The organism is Bradyrhizobium sp. CIR18 (assembly GCF_014198295.1).
Lineage (GTDB): Bacteria > Pseudomonadota > Alphaproteobacteria > Rhizobiales > Xanthobacteraceae > Bradyrhizobium.
The window spans coordinates 59,584-80,192 of sequence record NZ_JACIHF010000014.1 but is presented as its reverse complement, the minus strand read 5'-3'; the positions used below and the strand labels follow the sequence as shown (position 1 = coordinate 80,192).

Here is a 20,609-nt window from a genome sequence, read left to right as displayed (position 1 = left end):
CGCAGGTGCGCGCAACGCAAGTGAAGTTGCCGTGACATGGCACGCCGAGCGGGCGTTCCGACAAATTCGACTATGTCGCCTCGGGGCTTCGTGCGCTCTGGGGATTTGCGAAATCGTCGACGGCGAGCGTCAGCGGCTCACCTGTCTCGAGAAACGACGACAAACTGGCCTCGAACGGCGCCGGATCGAGGCCGCGCGCCTTCAGCCATTCGGGCTCGTAATAGGTCTGGCGATAGCGCTCGCCGGAATCGCAGATCAGCGTCACTAGCGACCCTGTCGCGTTCGCCTGCCGCATCTCCGAGGCGAGCCGGCACAGCGCCAGGAAATTGGTGCCGGTGGACCCGCCCACCGGGCGGCGCAGCCGACGCGACAGCACGTTCATCGCCGCGATCGTGGCCGCATCCGGGATCTTCATCATGCGGTCGACCACACCCGGCACGAAGGAGGGCTCGCAACGCGGACGGCCGACGCCCTCGATCAGCGACGGGCGATCGCACACACGGGAGCGGTCCTGCGAACGGAAGCAATCGAAGAAGGCGGAATGCTCGACATCGGCGACGCAGAGCCGCGTCGGATACTGGCGATAGCGCAGATAGCGTCCGATGGTGGCCGAGGTGCCGCCGGTGCCCGCGCCCATCACGATCCAGTCCGGCAGCGGGCGCGGCTCGCCCGCCAATTGCGTGAAGATCGATTCGGCGATGTTGTTGTTGCCGCGCCAGTCCGTCGCGCGCTCGGCGAAGGTGAACTGGTCCATGTAGTGGCCGTTCAGGCGCGCGGCGAGCGCGGCTGCTTCCGCATAGAGCGCGCGGCCGTCGTCGATCAGGTGGCAATTGCCGCCATAATGCTCGATCGCGGCGATCTTCTCGGCCGAGGTCGTGCGCGGCATCACGGCGTAGAAGGGCACGCCGATCATCTGCGCGAAATAGGCCTCCGAGACCGCCGTCGATCCCGACGACGCCTCGACGACAGGCGTGCCTTCGCGGATGTGGCCATTGCAGAGCGCGTAGAGGAACAGCGAGCGCGCCAGGCGGTGCTTCAGGCTGCCGGTCGGATGGGTGGACTCATCCTTCAGATAGATGTCGATGCCGGATAGCGCCGGCACGATCAGCCGGATCAGATGGGTGTCGGCGGTGCGGCACTGGTCGGCCTCGATCGCGGCCACGGCCTCGTCGACCCAGCCGCGCCGATAGGCCGGCCCGGCCGGATTGTGCTGGCGGAAGGGAAATGTCTGCATCAAGCGAATCTCTCACGACACGCATTGCGCATCAAGGGCGCGCTCAAAACTCCAGCGGCGCGTTGTCGACGACCTCCTTCATCACGAAGAAGGTGCGGGTCTGGCGCACGCCGGGCAGCGCGATCAGCTGCTCGCCATGGATGCGGTTGAAATCCTCCATGTCGCCGACGCGGATCTTGAGGAAATAGTCGAAGTCGCCGGCGACGAGGTGGCAGTCCAGCACGAATTTCAGCCTGGCGATCGCCTGCTCGAAGATGGCAAAGCTCTCCGGCGTCGAGCGGTCGAGCACGACGCCGACCATCACCAGCGTGCCCTTGGCCACCTTCTTCGGCGCGATCATGGCGCGCACGGCGGCGATGAAGCCATCCTCGAACAGCCGCTGGGTGCGGCGGTGGCAGGTGGCAGGGCTGATTGCGACATTTTCGGCCAGCTCAGCATTGCTGAGCCGACCGTTATTCTGCAGCAATCTCAAGATCTTAAGATCGATGCGGTCGAGCCTGGCAGCCATGAAAGGAGCTTCCATTAACGGATGATATTCTGGAAGAATTCTTAGCACTTGGCCCTCTTTCCGCAAGAAGTCGCGCAATATGGGCGCAATATTCGAGAGCACATTTTTCCGGCGCGATGCTAGGGAGCTGCCGACGCCAACGCCAATCGGGATGACCCATGAAGCTGGACAAATTTCCGCGCTATCCTTTGACCTTCGGCCCGACGCCCATCGAGAAGCTGGAGCGGCTGTCCAAACATCTCGGCGGCAATGTCGAGGTCTATGCCAAGCGCGAGGACTGCAATTCCGGCCTTGCCTATGGTGGCAACAAGCTGCGCAAGCTCGAATACATCATCCCCGATGCGATCGCCTCCAACGCCGACACACTGGTCTCGATCGGCGGCGTGCAGTCGAACCACACCCGCATGATCGCCGCCGTCGCCGCCAAGATCGGCATGAAGTGCCGCCTGGTACAGGAAGCCTGGGTGCCGCACGAGGACGCCGTCTATGACCGCGTCGGCAACATCATGCTCTCGCGCATCATGGGCGCCGACGTGCGCCTGGTCGACGACGGTTTCGACATCGGCATCCGCAAGAGCTGGGAACAGGCGATCGAGGAAGTGAAGGCGGCGGGCGGCAAGCCTTACGCGATTCCGGCCGGCGCCTCCGTGCACAAGTTCGGCGGCCTTGGCTATGTCGGCTTCGCCGAAGAGGTGCGCAAGCAGGAGAAGGAGCTCGGCTTCACGTTCGACTACATCGTCGTCTGCACCGTCACCGGATCCACCCATGCCGGCATGCTGGTCGGCTTCGCCGCCGATGGCCGCGCCCGCAAGGTGATCGGCATCGATGCCTCGTTCACGCCGGCGCAGACGAAAGCGCAGGTGCTCGAGATCGCGCAGAACACCGCAAAACTCGTCGAGCTCGGCCAGGAGCTCGTCGCTGACGACGTCGTGCTGATCGAGGACTACGCCTATCCCGCCTACGGCGTGCCGTCGGAAGAGACCAAGGAAGCGATCCGCCTGACCGCGCGTCTCGAAGGCATGATCACCGACCCCGTTTACGAGGGCAAGTCGATGCAGGGCCTGATCGACCTCGCGCAAAAGGGCTATTTCGAGAAGGGCGCGAAGATTCTGTACGCCCATCTCGGCGGCGCGCCGGCACTGAACGGGTACGCTTACGCGTTCCGGAATGGGTGAGTGAGGACATAGCTCTCGCCCGCTATCTTCGTAGCCCGGATGGAGCGCAGCGTAATCCGGGACTCGCGAATGCGGAAAGACTGCCCCGGATTGCGCTACGCTCCATCCGGGCTACGTCATCTATTCCTACCTTGTCCTGACGATCTGCAGCAGCTCGTCGCCGTAATGCTCGAGCTTCTTGTCGCCGATGCCGGGCACGTTGCGGAGCTCGTCGAGTGTCGTCGGCCAGGCCCGGACGATGCCGTCGATGGTGGCATCGTGCAGCACCACATAGGCCGGCACGCCGCGCTCGCGCGCGACCTCAGAGCGCCATGAGCGCAGTCGCGCGCGCAGTTCGGGATCGACATCGCCTTCCGGGGCGCCGGTCGCAGGCGCAAGGTCGCCGCGGCGGGATTTGCCGCGGCTTGCGCGAATGCGCGTGCCGGGCGCTTCCTCGCGCAGCCACACTTCGGTCTCACCGCGCAGCACGCCGCGCGCGGTCTCGGTCAGCTTCAGCGCGCCAAAGGCTTCGCTGTCGCTCTGCAAATGGCCCATCGCCACCAGCTGCCGCAGCACGGTGCGCCACTGCTTTTCGTTGAGCTCGCGCCCGATGCCGAACACGGACAATTTGTCATGGCCGAACTGCGTCACCTTCTCGGTCAGGCGCCCCACCAGCACATCGATCAGGTGCATCGCGCCGAAACGTTGCCCGGTGCGATAGACGCAGGACAACAGCTTCTGCGCCAGCACCTTGCCGTCGCGCATCTTCGGCGGCGTCAGGCAGTTGTCGCAATTGCCGCAGCTCTCGCCCATCACGATCTCGCCGAAATAGGCGAGCAGCCGCCGGCGCCGGCAGTGCGGCGTTTCGGCAAGGCCGACCAGCGCATCAAGCTTGCCGATCGAGACTCGCTTGAATTCGTCGGAGGCGCTGGATTCGTCGATCATGCGGCGCTGCTGCACGATGTCGGAGAGCCCGTAGGCCATCCAGGCCGCCGACGGCTTGCCGTCGCGGCCGGCGCGGCCGGTCTCCTGGTAATAGGCCTCGATGCTCTTGGGCAGGTCGAGATGGGCGACGAAGCGTACATCGGGCTTGTCGATGCCCATGCCGAACGCGATGGTCGCGACGATGACGATGCCGTCCTCATTGAGGAAGCGGTCCTGGTTGCGCGAGCGCACGCTGCTGTCGAGCCCGGCGTGATAGGGCAGCGCGGCAATGCCGGCCTCGTCGAGCGCGGCGGCGACCTCCTCGACACGGTTGCGGGACAGGCAATAGACCACGCCGGCGTCGCCGGCATGGCGCTCCCGGATGAACTCCTTCAGCTGCGACACCGCACTGCGCTTGTCGACGATCTCGTAGCGGATGTTGGGCCGATCGAAGCTGGAGACGAATTGCGGCGAGTCCGCGAGCTGAAGCCGCGCCACGATCTCCTTGCGCGTCAACTCGTCGGCGGTCGCGGTCAGCGCGATGCGCGGCACGTCCGGGAAGCGCTCGGCGATGATGGAGAGGCCGACATATTCGGGACGGAAGTCATGGCCCCATTGCGAGACGCAATGCGCCTCGTCGATCGCGAACAGCGCCACCTTGGCCTGCGCCAGCATCGAGAGGCAGCGCGGCGTCACCAGGCGTTCCGGCGCGACATAGAGCAGATCGAGATCGCCCGCGAGCAGGCGCCGCTCGATGTCGGAGGCTTCCTGGAAGCTCAGCGACGAGTTCAACGCAGCGGCGTTGACGCCGGCCTCGATCAGGCCCGCGACCTGGTCGCGCATCAAGGCGATCAACGGCGACACCACGATGCCGCAGCCTTCGCGCAGCAGGGACGGCAGCTGGTAGCACAGCGACTTGCCGCCGCCGGTCGGCATCAGCACCAGGCAATTGCCGCCGTCGGTGACGTGCCGGATGATCTCGCCCTGCGCGCCACGAAAACCCGGCAGGCCGAATACCGAATGCAGCACCGACAGCGCGTCAAGGCCGTTGGCCGGCGCAGGTCGCGGAGCGGTGGAAGGGGCTGACATGAGAGGGCTGGAACCAAGGCCGTGAGATTCGTCACAAGGCCAGTCGCATGGCGGCGCGGGCGTGGCAAGCCCATCTTCTACCGACCTCTCCCCGCAAGCGAGGAGAGGTGAAAAAAAGTTACGCCCCGATCCTGCGCAGCGCTTCCGCGACCGTCACGATCGGCATGCCGCGCTTGCCAGCTGCCTCCAGCGCATGACGCATCAGGTCCGGGGTGCAGCCATAGGGGCTCGGCGCGTCCGCGACGTCATGGCCGTAGAAGATCAGCCATCCACCGCTCGCGACCGCCTCGTCGAAATAGCGATCGACGCCTGCCTTGTCGATCTCGCAATCGACCAAAGGCGAAGCGCGCAGGAACTGGAGATCGATGACGTCGCTGTTGACGCCGGGAAGGATGCCGCGCGCCGAACGGAACGCCCTGGCGAGCTGCGGCTTGCGCCAGACAGAGGCAATCCCATAGGGATAGGCGAAGTTCTCCAGATTGATCGAGGAATCGATACTACGAAAATAGGTGCGGTTCCGCTCGATCTCGCGAGCCATCGCGGCCTCGTCGAGCTTGGCCGAGCTCTGGTGCGAGAAGGTGTGGCAGGCAATCTCGTGACCGGCGCGGTGAAGCCGCACGATCGCGTCATCCGACAGGCCGTGCCAATGATCTGACGGCTGGCCGATCAGGCTGCCGGCGAGATAGAACGTACCGCGGCCGCCATGCTCTTCCAGGAGCGCGGCGCCTTCGCCTGCAGCGCTATCCGGGGCATCATCGAAGGTGAAGCTCACGATCGGCGCATGCGCGGGCAGCCGATGCGGCGCGGCGCGGAAATGCCGGGCCAGCCGATTGCTCACGCGTCCCTGGAGTGCCGACCACACGACTGCGTTTCCCGTGATTGACGTATGTCTGTACTGAAACATTCGCGCGCTGGTCGAGGCAAGCCTAACGCTTGGGTAATCCTAACGCGGCACCAATATCGGCTAACGCGCAAGGACCGGCGCTTCGGCTTTCATACTGAGATATTGCAGCCAATTGCGAAAAAGCACCTCGGCGGCGCTGCCGGCGCCGATGTCGGCGCGCAAACTCAGCCCGGGTAACTCGTTGGTGAGCGCCGGATGGCGCTGGTGGGCCGCCTTCTTCTCGAAGCGGACCAATTTCTCTTCCGTCGCTGCGTCAAAATAGCTCACGGGCAGCCGCGGATAGCTCTCGCGCTCCCGCGCAAGATAGCGACCTATGTCGCGCAGATATTCGCGCTGGAGCGACAGCGCGTCATATTCTGGATGCCCCTGGAAGAACACGAACCGGCTGGCATATTGGCGCACGAAAACGTCGATGCCGGCCTCAGCCGAGCGTGTCAGCACCTGATAACCGGCCTGCACCAGGTCGCTCTCCGCGATCTCGTTCAGGCGCGAATGCGACACCTTCAAAGGTGCCGGCGCGGCGCGCGTCAGCGCATCGCTCGTCACGGCGTCGCAATCGAAGATACCGTGACATTTGGCTGGCAGGCGCCGCCGCTCGATGCCGTCGAGATGCAGCACCGCCGCATGCGCGGCAAGACACGACCAGATCGTCGAGCGCGTGTTGGCCTTGGCCCAGTCAATGAGGTCGGTGAGGTCGCGCCAATACGGCTCCTGGTCGAGTTCGGGCGCGACCGGCTCGGCGCCCGTCACGATCAGCCCGTCGAATTTCTGGCGCTTGAGATCGGACAAGTCTGAATATTCGCTCTCGACATGCCACTTCGCTTCCGGCGAGCGCTTCACGCTGGGCAGCGAGAAGCAGTGGAAGCGAATGCGGCGCGGACCGGCCGCAGCCTGAAGCAGCTTCAAGAACTGACGCTCGGTCGCCTTCAGCGCCGGATCCGGCATGTTGTTGACGAGCCCGATCGTGAGCTCGCCGCCGTGATCGCGCGCAAGATCGCGCTCGGCCGGCACCAGCGCCGGGCTCGAGATGACTTGATCCCTGTCGATCAAGATCGTCATTGGCGCCGTCGCCTACTCCGCGGCCTCGAGGCGCGCTGACCGGCAGGCCTTGTCCAGCGCCTGGTCGATGTCCTCGATGATGTCAGAGACATGCTCGATGCCGATCGACAGACGGATCGTCTCCGGCAGCACGCCGGCGACGCGCTGCTGCTCTGCCGACATCTGCCGATGGGTGGTCGAGGCCGGATGGCAGGCCAGCGACTTGGCATCGCCGATATTGACGAGGCGCGTGATCAGCTTCAGCGCATCATAGAAGGACTTGCCCGCCTCCATCCCGCCTTTGATGCCGAAGGTGAACAGCGAGGAGGCGTTGCCATCGAGATATTTCTGCACCAGCGGATAATACGGGCTGTCGGGAAAGCCGGTGTAATTGACCCAGGCGACGCGCGGATCCTGGCGGAGGAATTCGGCGACCTTGCGCGCGTTCTCGACATGGCGCTCCATGCGCAGCGCCACGGTCTCGATGCCCTGCAGCAGCAGGAAGGCGTTGAACGGCGACAGCACCGAGCCCATGGTGCGCTGATAGACGCTGCGCGCCCGCTCGATATAGGCGGTGCGACCGAAGCGCTCGGCATAGACGAGGCCGTGATAGGAGGCATCCGGCTTGTTGTAGGCCGGGAAACGGTCGGCGTATTTCGCCCACGGGAAGTTCCCGGAATCGACGATCGCGCCGCCGAGCGTGGTGCCGTGACCGCCGAGGAACTTGGTCAACGAGTGCACGGCGATGTCGGCGCCGTAGTCGAACGGCCTCAGCAGGATCGGGGTTGCGACGGTGTTGTCGACGATCAGCGGCACGCCATGCGCATGCGCGACCTTGGCCAGCGCCTCGATGTCGCAGACATTGCCGGCGGGATTGCCGATGGTCTCGGCGAACACCGCGCGGGTGTTCTCGTCGATCAGCTTCTCGACCGCCTCGGGCTTGTCGCTCTCGGCGAAGCGGCCGGTGATGCCCTGCCGCGGCAGGATGTGCGAGAGCAGCGTATGCGTGGTGCCGTAAAGCTGCGGCATGGAAACGATGTTGCCGCCGTGATCGGCGACGTTGACGAAGGCGAAATGCAGCGCCGCCTGGCCGGTCGCGACCGCGAGTGCACCGACGCCGCCTTCGAGCTGCGCGATGCGCTTCTCCAGCACCGCGCTGGTGGGGTTGGCGATGCGGCTGTAGCGAAAACCCTCGGCCTCGAGATTGAAGAGCGCCGCGCCGTGATCGGCGCTATCGAAAGCGTAGGCCGCGGTCTGGTAGATCGGCACGGCGACCGCGTGCGTGGTCGCTTCGGGTTCGTAGCCGGCGTGAATAGCGATCGTCTCGTTGCGCATCGTGCCACCTCCGCGTGGGGCGGGCCGCACTTATTGGCCTGTATGAGGCATGTGCGTTGTCCGCCGCCCCCGTGTTAGAGGCGGGTGGTAAAGCGGACAATAATTCGCCTAGAGATCGAGGAAGTAACCCTAATGCTTGTCGGCGAATTGGCCGGAATCCGGGTTAAAGCCGATTAACGAAGTGCTGCTTTGGTGCGCCTCGCGAGGTCCCTTCCTTCTCCCCTTGTGGGAGAAGGTGGCGCGAAGCGCCGGATGAGAGGTCTCTCTCCGCGAAGTAATTTCCATAGAGTTCGCGGAGAGAGACCCCTCACCCGTCTCGCCGCTATGCTGCGAGCCACCCTCTCCCACAAGGGAAGAGGGTGAGACTGTCAATGCGGCGATAACCGGCTTGGACTAGGCCATGCTCTCCCACAGCCGATGCGCGAGCACGCCGGCGCGCTTCTCGATCGCGGCCGCTGCGTCGAGCGCGAGGTCCTCGCGATAGCGCCCGGCAATGAGCTGCACGCCGATCGGCTTACCATCGTGCACGGCCATGGGCACCACGGCGCCGGGCAGGCCCAGCACGTTGATCGCGGAGATGAAGCGGATCTCGCCCCAGAAGATCTCGCGCACGCGCTCGGGGCTGACGGTATCCTCGCGCGGGCCCGGCGTCGGCTTCACCGTGGTCGGCGCCAGCACGACCGGGTACTCCTCGAAGAACAATTGCCAGGCGCGAATGTGGCCGTTGCGTGCGGCCGTCGCCTGCATCCAGGCCTTGAGATCGAGCACATTGGCCTTGGCCTTCATGCCGCCCCAGGCCTTATGGAAATCCTCGGAGGTGACCTTCAGCATGCCGGCCTCCTGCATCACCACGGTCTCGTTGGTGATGATGTCGCACCAGGTCTGCCAGACGCCGTTGATGTCGGGCACCTCGACCTCGCTGACGCGATAGCCGGAACGTTCGAGATGGTCCGCGGCCTGGCGCAGCGCAGCGCCTACGGAGGGATCGACGTCCATGTCTTCGGGGATCTTGGCCAGCGCCACCTTGATCGGCCCCTTCGGCCTCTCGCCGACCAGCGGCGCCGGCACCCACCAGGGATCGCGCGGATCGCGCCGGCTCATCACCTCGAGCGCAAGGCGAACGTCGCCGACATGGCGGGCGAGCGGCCCCTGCGCCGACATCAGATGCGCCAGCATCGGCCGCTCGGCCGTTGCGCTTGCGTTGAACGCGGGGATGCGTCCCTGCGTCGGCTTGATGGTGGCAACGCCATTGCAATGCGCGGGCCAGCGCAGCGAGCCGCCGATGTCATTGCCATGGGCGATGGTGCCAATGCCGGCGGCGACCGCCGAACCCGCACCGCCCGACGACCCGCCGCAGGTGATGTCAGGATCCCACGGATTGAGCGTCAGCCCGTGCAGGGGATTGTCGGTAAAACCGCGAAAGGAGAATTCCGGTGTGTTGGTGAGCCCGATGACGATCGCTCCGGCCTTCTTCAGGTTGCGCACCACGGGCGCATCCGACGGCGCGACCAGGTCCTTGTTGGCGGGCACGCCGTTGAAGTTCGGCCGGCCCTCGTAGTCGACGTTTTCCTTGATGGTGATCGGCACGCCGTGCAGAAGGCCGAGCTCGCCGCCCTTTGCGCGCTGCTTGTCCGCGGCATGCGCGGCCTTCAACGCCTCTTCCGAGAGATCGACGACGACCGCGTTCAGTTTCGGATTGACGGCGCGCATCCGTTCGAGATGCGCCTCGACGGTCTCGACGGCGGAGATTGCGCCGGAGCGGATTGCAGCCGCGGTCTCCACCGCCGACCATTGCCAGGCCGGTCCCTTGGGGCGGCGCGATGAAGCCGGCTTGAGCCCCGCGGCCTTCTTCGCAACGACGGCCTTGCGGCTTGCGCTGGTCTTGCTCAAGGTTTTCGCCGGTTTCTTCGAAGCAGTCTTCTTCTTGGCTGTCTTCTTGGCCGTCTTCTTCGCCACGTCGCATCTCCTGGAATTGCGCCGAGGAAGTTACGGATGGCGAAAGGAAGTGTACAGGTGCGTTTTATGCATGGGCCAACGGCGCGACGCGGCGAATTGTCCGCGGTCGCGCCGCTTGCGTTATTCCGCGGGGTAGGCCGCGACGGCCGCCGGAGCGCGGTCGAGCCGCAGGCTCCACAGCGCCAGCACGAGACCGACAGCGGTGATGCCGGCTGCGACCAGAGGCAGCGCCGAGAGGCCGAGCCCGCGGTCGATGGCGACGCCACCCGCCCAGGCACCGAGCGCGTTACCGAGATTGAACGCGGCGATGTTGAGGCTCGAGGCGAGCGTGCGACCGCTGGGACCGGCCGCTTCCAGCACGCGAAGCTGGAGCGGGGCGACAGTCGCAAAGGCCGCGATGCCCAGCAGCAGGATCAGCACGATCGCCGGGATCTTGACCGACAGCACGGCGGCGAGGCCAAGCAACACGATGGCGAGCGCGGCGAGCGTTCCGATCAACGCGCCGGCGAGGCCACGGTCGGCGAGCTTGCCGCCGGCAACGTTGCCGATCGCGAGCCCGACGCCGAACACCAGCAGGATCGGCGAGACCGCTGCTTCCGAAAACCCGGTGAAGCGCGTCAGGATCGGCTGGATGTAAGTGAAGACCACGAACAGGCCGGCAAAGCCGAACACGGTCATGGCAAGGCCGAGCAACACTTGCGGGCGGCCGAGCACCGATACTTCCTCGGCAAGCGAGACCGGCTTGTCGCCGTTGCCGACATGGCCGGGCACGAGGGCTGCGACCACGGCAAAGGCGATCACGCCGATGACCGTCACGGCCCAGAACGCCGCGCGCCAGCCGAGCATCAGGCCGAACCAGGCACCGAAGGGAACGCCCAGCAGCGTCGCGACGGTGAGACCGATGAACATGGTGGAAATCGCGGAGGCCCGCTTGTCCTCGGCGACGAGGCTCGTCGCCACCACCGACCCGACGCCGAAGAAAGTGCCGTGGGCGAGCGAGGTCAGCACGCGCGCCGCCATGAGCAATTCGTAATTCGGCGCCAGCGCACAGGCCGCATTGCCGAGCGTGAAGATCGCCATCAGCGCGAGCAGCACGGTTTTGCGCGGCATCCGCCGCGTCGCCAGCGTCAGGAGGGGCGCACCGACGAAGACGCCGAGCGCATAACCGGAGATGAGCAGGCCCGCGACCGGTACCGACACATGCATGTCGGCCGCGACCTGCAGCAAGAGGCCCATGATGATGAATTCAGTGGTGCCGATGCCGAAGGCACCGGCGGTGAGCGCGAGAACGGCGGGAGGCATGCGGAGCTCCGATGGATGAGACGAGCCACGCAGATAGCGGTGCCCGTGCAAAATCATTAGAATGTCCGCAATCCAATCATTTGTGACGTGAATTCAACATGGCTCGCTTCGACACCAACCGTTCCGCCGAGATGGAGGTCTTCGTCCGCGTCGTCGATCTCGGCGGGTTCACCCAGGCCGCGCGAAAGCTGCGCTTGACGCCGTCGGGCGTGAGCAAGCTGATGTCGCGGCTGGAGGCACGGCTCGGCTCGCGCCTCGTCAACCGCACCACGCGCAAGCTGACCCTGACCGAAGAAGGCCAGGCGTTCTACCAGCGGGCCGTGCGGATCCTCGCGGAGATGGAGGAAGCCGAACGCGAGGCGGCGTCCGGCGCGGCGCCGCGCGGCCGCCTCACGGTGAACAGCAACATCCCGTTCGGCATGCTGCATCTGATGCCGCTGATCCCGCGCTTTCTGAAAGAGCATCCCGACGTGACGCTCGATCTCGTGCTGACGGACACGACGATCGACCTGATGCAGGAGCGCGCCGACGTTGCGATCCGGGTAGGACCTCTGAAAGCGTCCCGCCTGATCGCCCGCAAGCTCGGCAGCAGCCGCATGGTGGTCGTCGGCACCCCCAACTATCTGGCGCGCTTTGGCACGCCCAGAACGCTGGCGGATCTCGCCGATCACCGCGGCATCGGCTGGACCTTTCCGCGCATCCGCGGCGGCTGGCCGTTCAAGCGCGGCGACCGCACCGAGGAAGCCGTACCGCCGCCGGTCGCGCGCGCCAGCGACGGCGAAGCCGCCCGACGCCTCTGCCTCGGCGGCGTCGGCCTCGCGCGCCTCGCCCTCTTCCATATCGGCCCCGACATCGAATCCGGCCGCCTCGTGCCGGTGCTGCAGAACTACAATCCCGGTGACCGAGAAGACATCCACGCCGTCTATGTCGGCCACACCGCCCCCCTGCCCGCGCGCGTCCGCGCCTTCATCGACTTTCTCGCCGAGCACGTGCGGGTGAGCGATCCCGCGCTGAAGCGGGCGGCGGATGGGAGGTGGAAATTGGTGGGGTGAGGCGTGATGGCAGAGAGAGCGTCAGTCAATCCAGACTGACGCGATCGTGTTCCGCGTGGCTGGACCGTTGAGGACACGCCGCCGGCGCTTGCGCGAGGGTGCCGAAACCGCGAAAGTCCCAACTGTTTCAGAACTTGTCAGGGGAATTCCACACACATGCAGTTCGATGACGTCATCCTCGGTCGCCGGAGTATCCGAGGCTACAAACCCGATCCAGTCCCCAAGGAGCTTATTGCGGAAATCATTGGCTTGGCGATGCGCGCTCCGTCGTCGATGAACACCCAGCCCTGGAATTTCTATGTCATCACCGGCGAACCGCTCGATCGGATCCGCGCCGGCAACACCGAACGGATGGTGGCGGGCATCCCGCAGTCGCGCGAGTTCCGCACGGGCCAGGCCTTTGCAGGCAAGCACCGCGACAGGCAGGTCGGCGTCGCCAAGCAATTATTCTCCGCAATGGGAATCGAGCGCGACAACATGGAAAAACGCCAGGACTGGGTGCTGCGCGGCTTCCGCCAGTTCGACGCGCCCGTCTGCGTGATCATCACCTATGATCGCGTGCTTGACGGCAGCGACGATACGCCCTTCGACTGCGGCGCCGTGGCGACCGCCCTGGTCAATGCCGCGTGGTCCCGCGGGCTCGGCGCCGTGATCAACAGCCAGGGCATCATGCAATCCCCCGTGGTGCGCGAGCACGCAGGCATAGCCGACGATCAAGTCATCATGAAAAGCATCGCGCTGGGCTGGCCGGATGAAACTTTTCCGGCGAATGCGGTGGTGTCGGAGCGGAAGTCCATCGAGGAAGCGACGGTGTTCGTCGGGTTCGAGACGTAGCGGCGCGCGGTCGGAAGGGCTGGAGGCACAGCAGTGATCCGCGCCATGGTCGGATGTGTATTCGTGCTGGCGGCGGCTTTTGCCACTGCCTTGACGCCGGTCATTTGTCTCGGCGAAAGCAGCAAGCCGTTGCCGGCCAAGGCAACGAGGGAACTACCCGCCGAGCTGCTCTCGCTGCTCGAACAGAAGAAGATGCCGAAATATTCACCTATCGTCGTGCGCCTGTTCAAGGAGGAGGCCGAGCTCGAGGTCTGGAAGCAGGACGCGACCGGCCTTTTCCAGATCCTCAAGACCTATCCGATCTGTCGGTGGTCGGGCGATCTCGGGCCGAAATTGTACGAGGGCGACCGACAGGCTCCGGAAGGGTTCTATACGATTACGCCCGAGCTGATGAATCCGAACTCCAACTTCCATCTTTCGATCAACCTCGGCTTCCCCAACACGTTCGACAAGGCGAACAAGCGCAACGGCAGCTTCCTCATGATTCACGGCGACTGCTGGTCGAGCGGTTGCTATGCCATGACCGACGAACAGATCAGCGAAATCTATTCGCTGGCACGCGACTCATTCCTCGGCGGCCGGCCCTCGTTCCAGGTCCAGGCCTATCCGTTCCGCCTGACGCCGGCAAACCTGGCGCGGCATCGAAATAGTACCAACCTGGCCTTCTGGAAAATGCTCAAGATCGGCAACGATCATTTCGAGACGACGCGACTCGAACCAAGGGTGGATGTGTGCGACCGCCGCTATGTGTTCGATGCGCAACCTTCCCCGAATTCGCCGTCGCCTCCAGTGTTCAACCCTGCCGAAAAATGTCCCCCCTTCGTCGTCAACCCGCAAATCGCGCGGCGGGCGCTGGAGAAGAGGCGCTCCGACGAGCTCGAATACGCGCGATTGCTCGAAGACAATTTGCCGGCTGCCCCGATATACAGCGGACTGGACGGCGGAATGAACAAGGCATTTCTCACACAATTTCCGGGCAGAGTGACGCTTGCGAAAGTCATGCCGTATGCATCCTACCTGCCGCAATTGCCACCGATCCCCTGGATCGACAATGACGGCTCGTTGACGAGTAGATGGTTTGGCAGCTCACTGGACAAGCCGCCGGGGTGTAATCCGACGCGTGTCGGCTTCCCGTCAGGTCGGTGCTGAACGCTCGTGCGGCGCCCGATGGATCATCGGTAGAGGATGGCATCGGCATCGCGTCCCAGCAAATGCTGGCGCGTCGGAGCGGAGACCTTGAAAAAAGTTCGTCCCGGCTTGCTGAACCAAAGCAAACGACGAGCCCGCCTCCGCCCCGCGGGCTTCGGCGCGACAGCCTTGCGCAAACTTTGTTTGCTGAGCGGCCCGAGACATAGGTGACAGAACGTACCGGACACATGGGTTACACTTTCCGCTTTTGTTCTGCGGGAGGTGGCGATGCCGTGGAGAGCGAGTTCGGTCATGGAAGAACGCCTTCGCTTTGTCGCCCGGCTTCTGGAAGGAGAAGCCATGTCCGAGGTCTGCCGCGAGTTCGGCATATCGCGCAAGACCGGCTACAAGATCTTCGATCGCTATAAGGAGTACGGTCTCGAGGCCCTGAGCGATCGCTCCCGGCGGCCGGTCCGCTATGCCAATCAGCTGCCGAGCCAGATCGAGACCCTGATCGTGCAGCTCAAGGCCGAGAAAGCCGCATTGGGGTGCACGCAAGATACGTGAGCTCCTGGTCAGGCGGCTCGACGGCGACCTCAGGGTTCCAGCCAAAAGCACCATCCACGCGGTGCTCGACCGCCATGGCCTGGTCAAGCGCGGCGGCGGGCCGCGCCACCGCGCGCGCGGCACGCCGCTATCCCAGGGCACATGCCCCAATGATCTGTCCGCCGGGGTTCAACAGCCTGCAACAGCAAGATCGCTTCGACAGCTTCCTGCACGAATTCAATGAGGAGCGACCGCATGAGGCTCTCGACATGAAGCGCCCGGCAGATCTCTACACCGCCTCAGCCCGCCACTACGAGGGCTTGCCGGAATTGGCCTATCCCTTTCACGATCGCGACGTCGTCGTCACCTCCTGCGGGCGTCCCTGCCTTCACCGTAAGAGAATCAATATCTCCCTTGTCTTGGCCGGCCAGAAGCTCGGCATCAAGGAGGTCGACGAGGGCATTTGGCTCGTCAGCTTCATGCACTATGATCTTGGATATCTCGACCTGGAGCAGAAGACCCAGCAACCCCTCGACAACCCGTTCGGCACGAGGTTGTCACCCATCTCTTAGGTACGATCCGTTACCCATCTCTTCGGGCCGGACACGCGAAGCGATGGCGGAGAGAGTGGGATTCGAACCCACGGTACGGTTTCCCGCACACACGCTTTCCAAGCGTGCGCCTTAAGCCACTCGGCCATCTCTCCGGAGCGCCCTCTCTTGAAGGGGCGCCGATGATTTTGCAAGAGACCGCGGGGAAATCGGGTGAATTTTCCGTAAGATGTTGTATTTACGGGATAATATCTGACACGGCAGATGCCATGACCCGCCTGCCGGCTGAACCGGTGACGGGTTTGGCGCGACGATTCACGTAAGAACAGCAAACACGACCGGGGACGCCATGACCATCCGAAGCACCATCGCCGCCGTCGGCCTGATTTCGGCCCTTAGCTCCGCCTTCGCCGTGCCCGCCGCCGCGCAGGTCTGCACCCGGCAAGGCGTCGATGTCAGCTGCAATGACGGCCGGCGCGGGGTGCTGTCGGGCGATGCCATCATCTGGCCGGACGGCACGCGCTCGAGCGCCTCGCCGCATCCGAGCGTGATCATCGGCAACAAGAGCTCGGTGCATGTTGGGCCCGGCGTGTTCGTCGGCCAGGGCAAGGGCATGGTGCCGATGGACGATCCGAACGCACCGAACAAGCGGCAATGCGCGATCCTGGATGGGGTGTCGTATTGTTATTGAGGTCCTCTTTCCTTCTCCCCTTGTTGCGGGTGAAGGTGGCGCGAAGCGCCGGATGAGGGGTGTGCATCAACGAAATATGCTTCGGAAGATTTACGCGAGAGAGAAACCCCTCACCCGTCTCGCCGCACATGCGGCGAGCCACCCTCTCCCGCAAGGGGAGAGGGGAAGAGCATCGAGCAAGCTCGTGAGAGCTAAATCAGCCTCACGCCTGATATCGCCGACTTCAGCCAGCGCAGTGCCTGCGGCGGCTGCGCGGCGAGCGGGGCGACCGCGGCCTTCTCGGTCCGGCACTTCTCGAGCTCGGCGACGAAATCGGCCGACCATTGCTGGATGGTGTGGCCGCGCAGCTTCTTCATCATCGCGTCCCAGCGCATCTTGCGCTCGGTGAGCGGCATCGCGGCAGCAATCGCGATCGCGCGGGCCATGCCGTCGATGTCATGCGGATTGACGACCAGCGCGGCGTCGAGCTCGTTGGCCGCGCCTGCGAATTTCGACAGCACCAGCACGCCGGGATCGGCCGGGTTTTGCGCGGCGACATATTCCTTGGCGACGAGGTTCATGCCGTCATGCAGCGGCGTCACCACGCCGATCTGCGCGGTCCGGTAGAGCCCTGCGAGCACCGCCTGGCTGAAGCCCTTGTTCAAATAGCGGATCGGCGTCCAGTCGACCTCGCCGTGGCGGCCGTTGACGTCGGTGACGAGGCGCGCGACGTCGTTCTGCAGATTGCCATAGGCCTCGATGCCGCCGCGCGAGGGGTTGGCGATCTGGAGCAGCGAGATGCTGCGCGAGAATTGCGGCTGTTCGGTCCAGAGCCGGTCGAACGCGCTGATGCGGTTGACGAGGCCCTTCGAATAGTCGAGCCGGTCGACGCCGATCGCGAGGCGCTCGCCATTGAGGCTGCGCCGCAGCCGCGACACGTCGGGATGCGAGGCCGATTTCGCCGCGTATTGGGCGAACTTCTCCGCATCGATGCCGATCGGGAAGACCTCGCAGCGGGTGCGGCCATGCTGCGAAATTGCAACGCCGTCCTCGACGGCGAGGCCAAGCTCGCTCGCGACATAGCCGAGAAAATTCTGACAATCCTCCTCGGTCTGGAAGCCCAAGAGATCGTAGGCCAGCATTGCCGTGATCAGCTCGCGATGATTGGGCACGCCCTGCATCACCGCGGCGACCGGCCACGGCGTATGCAGGAAGAAGCCGATCGGATCGTCGAGGCCGAGATCACGCAGTTCGGCGCCGAGCGCGAGGAAATGATAGTCCTGCACCCAGAACGCAGTCTTGGCTTTTCGGAAGCGCATCAAGGCGCGTGCCATGAAGGCGTTGACCTCGCGATAGCTGACGTAATCGTCGCGCGAGACGCGGATCAAATCGCTGCGCGAATGCAGCGCGGGCCACAACGCCGAATTGGCAAAGCCTTCGTAATAGCCGCCGTAATGCGCCGCCGGCAGATCCAACGTGGCAATCGCGCCCGAACCGAGCGCTTCGATCTCAGCGAACGGTTCCTTCTGATGGCCGTCACGCACACGGCCTGAAGAACCCACCCAGATCGCGCCCGAATGTTCCACAACCGGCAACAAGGCCGCCGCGAGGCCGCCCGTCATGGGCTCGTTAGGCTTGCCGCGGGCGACGCGATTCGAAACGACGACTAAGTTCACAGGTCGTCCCCTCCTGTTTCATTCCACCCCGTTTAACTGCCGTTCATCAATATGGTTCCTGATCATCGTTTCAACCAATTGAAACCAAAATCGGGCACGCGCGTTGGAACTGGTTTCGCTTCGGGAACCCCAGATTTCGTTGCAAAGACAGCTCATGCGGGCATGTTGCGCAGCACGCAATGCAGCGCGCGGCGGCGCCGTTCCCAGAGCATCATGTCCGCGACATGGCGCTGCCTTTGTTTCACCTCGGGTCGAGCAGGCGGGCGAGGAATGCACGCACATCGTTCGGCGCGTCGAAATGGCCATTCACGCCCATGGCACGGCGGCCGACCGAGAAGGCAAGCCCGTTCATGTCGGGCATGATCGCGAACACGGTTTCATCGGTGACGTCATCACCGATGAAGATCGGACGCCGTCCCTTGAACGGTTCCCGCTGCATCAATTCGCGCACGCCGGTCGCCTTGGTGAATCCGGAATGCTTGATCTCGCAAACGAACTTGCCGGGCAGCACTTCGATCGGCGCATTGGGCAGGTCGGCGCGGATCACCGAGACGGATTCGTAGATCGCTTTCTCCGCGTGCGGCGCGAGGCGGTAATGCAGCGCGAGTGAATAACCCTTGTCCTCGAGCAGAATGCCGGGCGAAAGCTTGGCGATCGCGGCCAGGCGCCGCTTCAGCTCCTTGTCCAGCGGCGGCGCGTGCACGTCATCGGCCTCATTGTCGATCGACAGCCGCATCTCCGCACCGTGGCCGGCGACGGCGCGGAACACATCGGGCGCGAAGATCAGGTCGATGTCGTTGAGCGAACGACCGCTGACCAGCGCCAGCGCGCCGGAGGTACGCTCGGTCAGCCGGTTCAGCGTGTCCGACAGGCCCGGCGGCACCCACACTTCGCGCGGCGTCGGCATCAGGTCGAGCAACGTGCCGTCGATATCGAGCAGGATTGCGGTCTCGTCGAGATGCGGCACCAGCGCATGCGGAACCGGTACCGCATCCGGTGCTTCGTCGTCAGGCATGGTGCGCTTCTGGTCCAACGCCATTTCTGCAACTTCTGATTTCATCAGTCTACTCCATAAAGGCAAGCGGCCGCGCGATTTGTTCGAGCGATTTGCGCTCCGCAGGGACGGCATAGCGCCAAGCCACGATCGCGGCTGCGATCATCAGGAATGACCCCAGCAGATAGCCGGCGAACACGCTGGTGCGTGATCCCGTGTCGATCAATACGCCGAACAGCGCCGGCCCGATCACGCCGCCGATGCCGGTGCCGACCGCGTAGAACACCGCGATCGCCAGCGCGCGAACTTCGAGCGGAAAGGTCTCGCTGACGGTGAGATAGGCCGCGCTCGCGGCCGGCGAGGCGAAGAAGAAGATCACCATCCAGGCGATGGTCTGCCCCTGCGCGGTAAGCACACCGATGGAGAACAGATAGCCGGAGATCGCCAGCAACAGGCCCGATACGCCATAGGTGAACATGATCATGACACGGCGGCCGAGCGTATCGAACAGCCGGCCGAGCAGCAGCGGCCCGAGGAAATTGCCGGCGGCGAACGGGAGCAGGTACCAGCCGACATGATCGGCGCTGATGCCGTAGAAATCGGTCAGCACCAGCGCGAAGGTGAAGAAGATGGCATTGTAGAAGAATGCCTGTGCGCTCATCAGCACGAGGCCGACCAGCGCGCGCTGGCGGTATGCCGAGAACAGCGTGTGCACGACCTCGCGGATCGGCGTGTGATCGCGCATCTTTAGCCGGATTTTCATGAAGCGCCCGTCGCTCGTATCCTGATCACGTCCGATCACCGAGCGTTCGATCTCGTCGACGATCGCATGGGCCTGATCGGGACGGCCATGGATCATCAGCCAGCGCGGACTCTCCGGAATCCACATCCGCATCAGGAGCACGACGAGGCCGACGGTCGCGCCGATGAGATAAGCCAGGCGCCAGCCGAGATCGGGGCTGATCACAGCAGGATCCAGCAGCACGATGGACGCCACTGCGCCCATTGCGGCCCCGATCCAGAAGCTGCCGTTGATGACGAGATCGGTCCAGCCGCGATAGCGCGCCGGCACCAGCTCCTGGATGGTCGAGTTGATCGCGGTGTATTCGCCGCCGATGCCGGCGCCGGTGAGGAAGCGAAACAGCGCGTAGCTGGCGACATCCCATGACAGCGCGGTCGCGGCCGTCGCCGAGAGATAGAGCGCCAGCGTGATGAAGAACAGCTTCTTGCGGCCGATGCGGTCGGTCAGCCAGCCGAAGCCGAGAGCACCGAGCACGGCGCCGGCGAGATAGGCGGAATTGGCAATACCGAGATCGAGATTGGAGAATTGCAGCGACGGGCTCTGCTTCAGCGCACCGGAGAGCGCGCCGGCCAGCGTCACCTCGAGCCCGTCGAGGATCCAGGTGATGCCGAGCGCCAGCACGACGCGGGTGTGAAAGCCGCTCCAGGGCAGCGCGTCGAGCCGCGCGGGGATACTGGTCTCGACGATGCGATCGGCCGGGGCTGCCGCGACCACAGGAGCATAGTTCGGCGCTGGGCTTTGCTGCAATTCCATCGGGTTGTTGTGTCTGATCAATGGAAGCGCCCCCGGTTCACATGATGTGGACGGGGTCGATCCGATCATCGGGGTGCGGCATTCCGCCTGCCACCTGCGACAACGTCTGCGGCGAGGCCGGGTTCCCAGGGGAACGGCCCTTCGTACCGCTCGTTTCCG

At 64.4% G+C, this 20,609-nt stretch carries 17 protein-coding genes, 1 tRNA gene and 1 pseudogene; 6 read left to right on the top strand and 13 right to left on the bottom strand.

Annotated elements, in window-relative coordinates:
• Positions 1–70: 70 nt before the first annotated feature.
• Together GGD65_RS31545 and GGD65_RS31540 are read right to left on the bottom strand one after the other, a co-directional pair.
• On the bottom strand, positions 71–1,234 hold the full coding sequence (locus GGD65_RS31545; RefSeq protein ID WP_183237810.1) for a PLP-dependent cysteine synthase family protein: 1,164 nt from the start codon (positions 1,232–1,234) through the stop codon (positions 71–73).
• A gap of 43 nt (positions 1,235–1,277) precedes the next feature.
• Positions 1,278–1,742: an Lrp/AsnC family transcriptional regulator gene (locus GGD65_RS31540; RefSeq protein WP_183237809.1), complete on the bottom strand. Its 465-nt coding sequence runs from the start codon at positions 1,740–1,742 to the stop codon at positions 1,278–1,280.
• Positions 1,743–1,900: 158 nt separating this feature from the next.
• Here GGD65_RS31540 and GGD65_RS31535 point away from each other — a divergent pair, with 158 nt between their 5' ends.
• A complete protein-coding gene (locus tag GGD65_RS31535; RefSeq protein WP_018320514.1) occupies positions 1,901–2,917 on the top strand; it encodes a 1-aminocyclopropane-1-carboxylate deaminase in 1,017 nt (338 codons plus the stop codon).
• Positions 2,918–3,043: 126 nt separating this feature from the next.
• On the opposite strand, the gene recQ is transcribed toward GGD65_RS31535, so the two are convergent.
• The 6 genes from recQ to GGD65_RS31505 all read right to left on the bottom strand — a co-directional run bounded on the left by recQ (position 3,044) and on the right by GGD65_RS31505 (position 11,444).
• The gene (gene recQ, locus GGD65_RS31530; protein ID WP_183237808.1) at positions 3,044–4,909 is read right to left on the bottom strand and encodes a DNA helicase RecQ; all 1,866 of its coding nucleotides are present in this window, start codon (positions 4,907–4,909) and stop codon (positions 3,044–3,046) included.
• Between the two features lie 118 nt (positions 4,910–5,027).
• Entirely contained in the window at positions 5,028–5,771 is a 744-nt protein-coding gene (locus GGD65_RS31525; protein ID WP_183237807.1) for a polysaccharide deacetylase family protein, read from the bottom strand.
• Between the two features lie 102 nt (positions 5,772–5,873).
• On the bottom strand, positions 5,874–6,872 hold the full coding sequence (locus GGD65_RS31520) for a homoserine O-succinyltransferase (protein WP_183237806.1): 999 nt from the start codon (positions 6,870–6,872) through the stop codon (positions 5,874–5,876).
• Positions 6,873–6,884: 12 nt separating this feature from the next.
• A complete protein-coding gene (locus GGD65_RS31515) occupies positions 6,885–8,186 on the bottom strand; it encodes an O-acetylhomoserine aminocarboxypropyltransferase/cysteine synthase family protein (protein WP_179740315.1) in 1,302 nt (433 codons plus the stop codon).
• Positions 8,187–8,579: 393 nt separating this feature from the next.
• Positions 8,580–10,142: an amidase family protein gene (locus GGD65_RS31510; RefSeq protein WP_183237805.1), complete on the bottom strand. Its 1,563-nt coding sequence runs from the start codon at positions 10,140–10,142 to the stop codon at positions 8,580–8,582.
• A gap of 120 nt (positions 10,143–10,262) precedes the next feature.
• The gene (locus GGD65_RS31505; protein ID WP_183237804.1) at positions 10,263–11,444 is read right to left on the bottom strand and encodes an MFS transporter; all 1,182 of its coding nucleotides are present in this window, start codon (positions 11,442–11,444) and stop codon (positions 10,263–10,265) included.
• Between the two features lie 98 nt (positions 11,445–11,542).
• On the opposite strand from GGD65_RS31505, the gene GGD65_RS31500 reads away from it, so the two are divergent.
• The 3 genes from GGD65_RS31500 (at position 11,543) to GGD65_RS31490 (ending at position 14,479) form a co-directional block, all read left to right on the top strand.
• Positions 11,543–12,496 carry a LysR family transcriptional regulator gene (locus GGD65_RS31500; protein ID WP_183237803.1) on the top strand — a complete coding sequence of 318 codons (954 nt, stop codon included), beginning with the start codon at positions 11,543–11,545 and terminating at the stop codon, positions 12,494–12,496.
• 156 nt (positions 12,497–12,652) lie between these two features.
• A complete protein-coding gene (locus tag GGD65_RS31495; RefSeq protein WP_018320506.1) occupies positions 12,653–13,330 on the top strand; it encodes a nitroreductase in 678 nt (225 codons plus the stop codon).
• Positions 13,331–13,363: 33 nt separating this feature from the next.
• Positions 13,364–14,479, top strand: a complete 1,116-nt coding sequence (locus GGD65_RS31490) for a murein L,D-transpeptidase family protein (RefSeq protein ID WP_312017754.1) — start codon at positions 13,364–13,366, stop codon at positions 14,477–14,479.
• A gap of 23 nt (positions 14,480–14,502) precedes the next feature.
• Here GGD65_RS31490 and GGD65_RS31485 read toward each other — a convergent pair whose 3' ends face one another.
• Complete coding sequence (locus GGD65_RS31485) at positions 14,503–14,772, bottom strand: hypothetical protein (protein ID WP_183237886.1); 270 nt, start codon at positions 14,770–14,772, stop codon at positions 14,503–14,505.
• Between GGD65_RS31485 and GGD65_RS31480 the strand changes: the two are divergent.
• Positions 14,747–15,576, top strand: a pseudogene (locus GGD65_RS31480) (helix-turn-helix domain-containing protein). The gene GGD65_RS31485 and the pseudogene GGD65_RS31480 sit on opposite strands and share 26 nt — an antisense overlap.
• Before the next feature lie 44 nt (positions 15,577–15,620).
• Here the strand turns inward: GGD65_RS31480 and GGD65_RS31475 are convergent.
• Positions 15,621–15,710 (bottom strand) — tRNA-Ser (locus GGD65_RS31475).
• A gap of 194 nt (positions 15,711–15,904) precedes the next feature.
• Here GGD65_RS31475 and GGD65_RS31470 point away from each other — a divergent pair.
• Positions 15,905–16,246: a hypothetical protein gene (locus GGD65_RS31470; RefSeq protein ID WP_183237802.1), complete on the top strand. Its 342-nt coding sequence runs from the start codon at positions 15,905–15,907 to the stop codon at positions 16,244–16,246.
• 191 nt (positions 16,247–16,437) lie between these two features.
• Here the strand turns inward: GGD65_RS31470 and GGD65_RS31465 are convergent, their stop codons facing one another.
• The 3 genes from GGD65_RS31465 to GGD65_RS31455 all read right to left on the bottom strand — a co-directional run bounded on the left by GGD65_RS31465 (position 16,438) and on the right by GGD65_RS31455 (position 20,450).
• On the bottom strand, positions 16,438–17,901 hold the full coding sequence (locus GGD65_RS31465) for a trehalose-6-phosphate synthase (protein ID WP_026202766.1): 1,464 nt from the start codon (positions 17,899–17,901) through the stop codon (positions 16,438–16,440).
• Between the two features lie 241 nt (positions 17,902–18,142).
• Positions 18,143–18,961 (bottom strand): trehalose-phosphatase, encoded by an 819-nt coding sequence (otsB, locus tag GGD65_RS31460; RefSeq protein WP_183237801.1) that lies wholly within the window; start codon positions 18,959–18,961, stop codon positions 18,143–18,145.
• A gap of 4 nt (positions 18,962–18,965) precedes the next feature.
• Positions 18,966–20,450, bottom strand: a complete 1,485-nt coding sequence (locus tag GGD65_RS31455; RefSeq protein WP_183237881.1) for an MFS transporter — start codon at positions 20,448–20,450, stop codon at positions 18,966–18,968.
• Between the last annotated feature and the right edge of the window lie 159 nt (positions 20,451–20,609).

Excerpts from the sequence above, each read along its gene's own strand:
- GGD65_RS31545 (WP_183237810.1), bottom strand. The coding sequence starts at position 1,234 with ATGCAGACATTTCCCTTCCGCCAGCACAATCCGGCCGGGCCGGCCTAT.
- GGD65_RS31540 (WP_183237809.1), bottom strand. The coding sequence starts at position 1,742 with ATGGCTGCCAGGCTCGACCGCATCGATCTTAAGATCTTGAGATTGCTG.
- GGD65_RS31535 (WP_018320514.1), top strand. The coding sequence starts at position 1,901 with ATGAAGCTGGACAAATTTCCGCGCTATCCTTTGACCTTCGGCCCGACG.
- recQ (WP_183237808.1), bottom strand. The coding sequence starts at position 4,909 with ATGTCAGCCCCTTCCACCGCTCCGCGACCTGCGCCGGCCAACGGCCTT.
- GGD65_RS31520 (WP_183237806.1), bottom strand. The coding sequence starts at position 6,872 with ATGACGATCTTGATCGACAGGGATCAAGTCATCTCGAGCCCGGCGCTG.
- GGD65_RS31515 (WP_179740315.1), bottom strand. The coding sequence starts at position 8,186 with ATGCGCAACGAGACGATCGCTATTCACGCCGGCTACGAACCCGAAGCG.
- GGD65_RS31505 (WP_183237804.1), bottom strand. The coding sequence starts at position 11,444 with ATGCCTCCCGCCGTTCTCGCGCTCACCGCCGGTGCCTTCGGCATCGGC.
- GGD65_RS31500 (WP_183237803.1), top strand. The coding sequence starts at position 11,543 with ATGGCTCGCTTCGACACCAACCGTTCCGCCGAGATGGAGGTCTTCGTC.
- GGD65_RS31495 (WP_018320506.1), top strand. The coding sequence starts at position 12,653 with ATGCAGTTCGATGACGTCATCCTCGGTCGCCGGAGTATCCGAGGCTAC.
- GGD65_RS31485 (WP_183237886.1), bottom strand. The coding sequence starts at position 14,772 with ATGACCGAACTCGCTCTCCACGGCATCGCCACCTCCCGCAGAACAAAA.
- GGD65_RS31470 (WP_183237802.1), top strand. The coding sequence starts at position 15,905 with ATGACCATCCGAAGCACCATCGCCGCCGTCGGCCTGATTTCGGCCCTT.
- otsB (WP_183237801.1), bottom strand. The coding sequence starts at position 18,961 with ATGAAATCAGAAGTTGCAGAAATGGCGTTGGACCAGAAGCGCACCATG.
- GGD65_RS31455 (WP_183237881.1), bottom strand. The coding sequence starts at position 20,450 with ATGGAATTGCAGCAAAGCCCAGCGCCGAACTATGCTCCTGTGGTCGCG.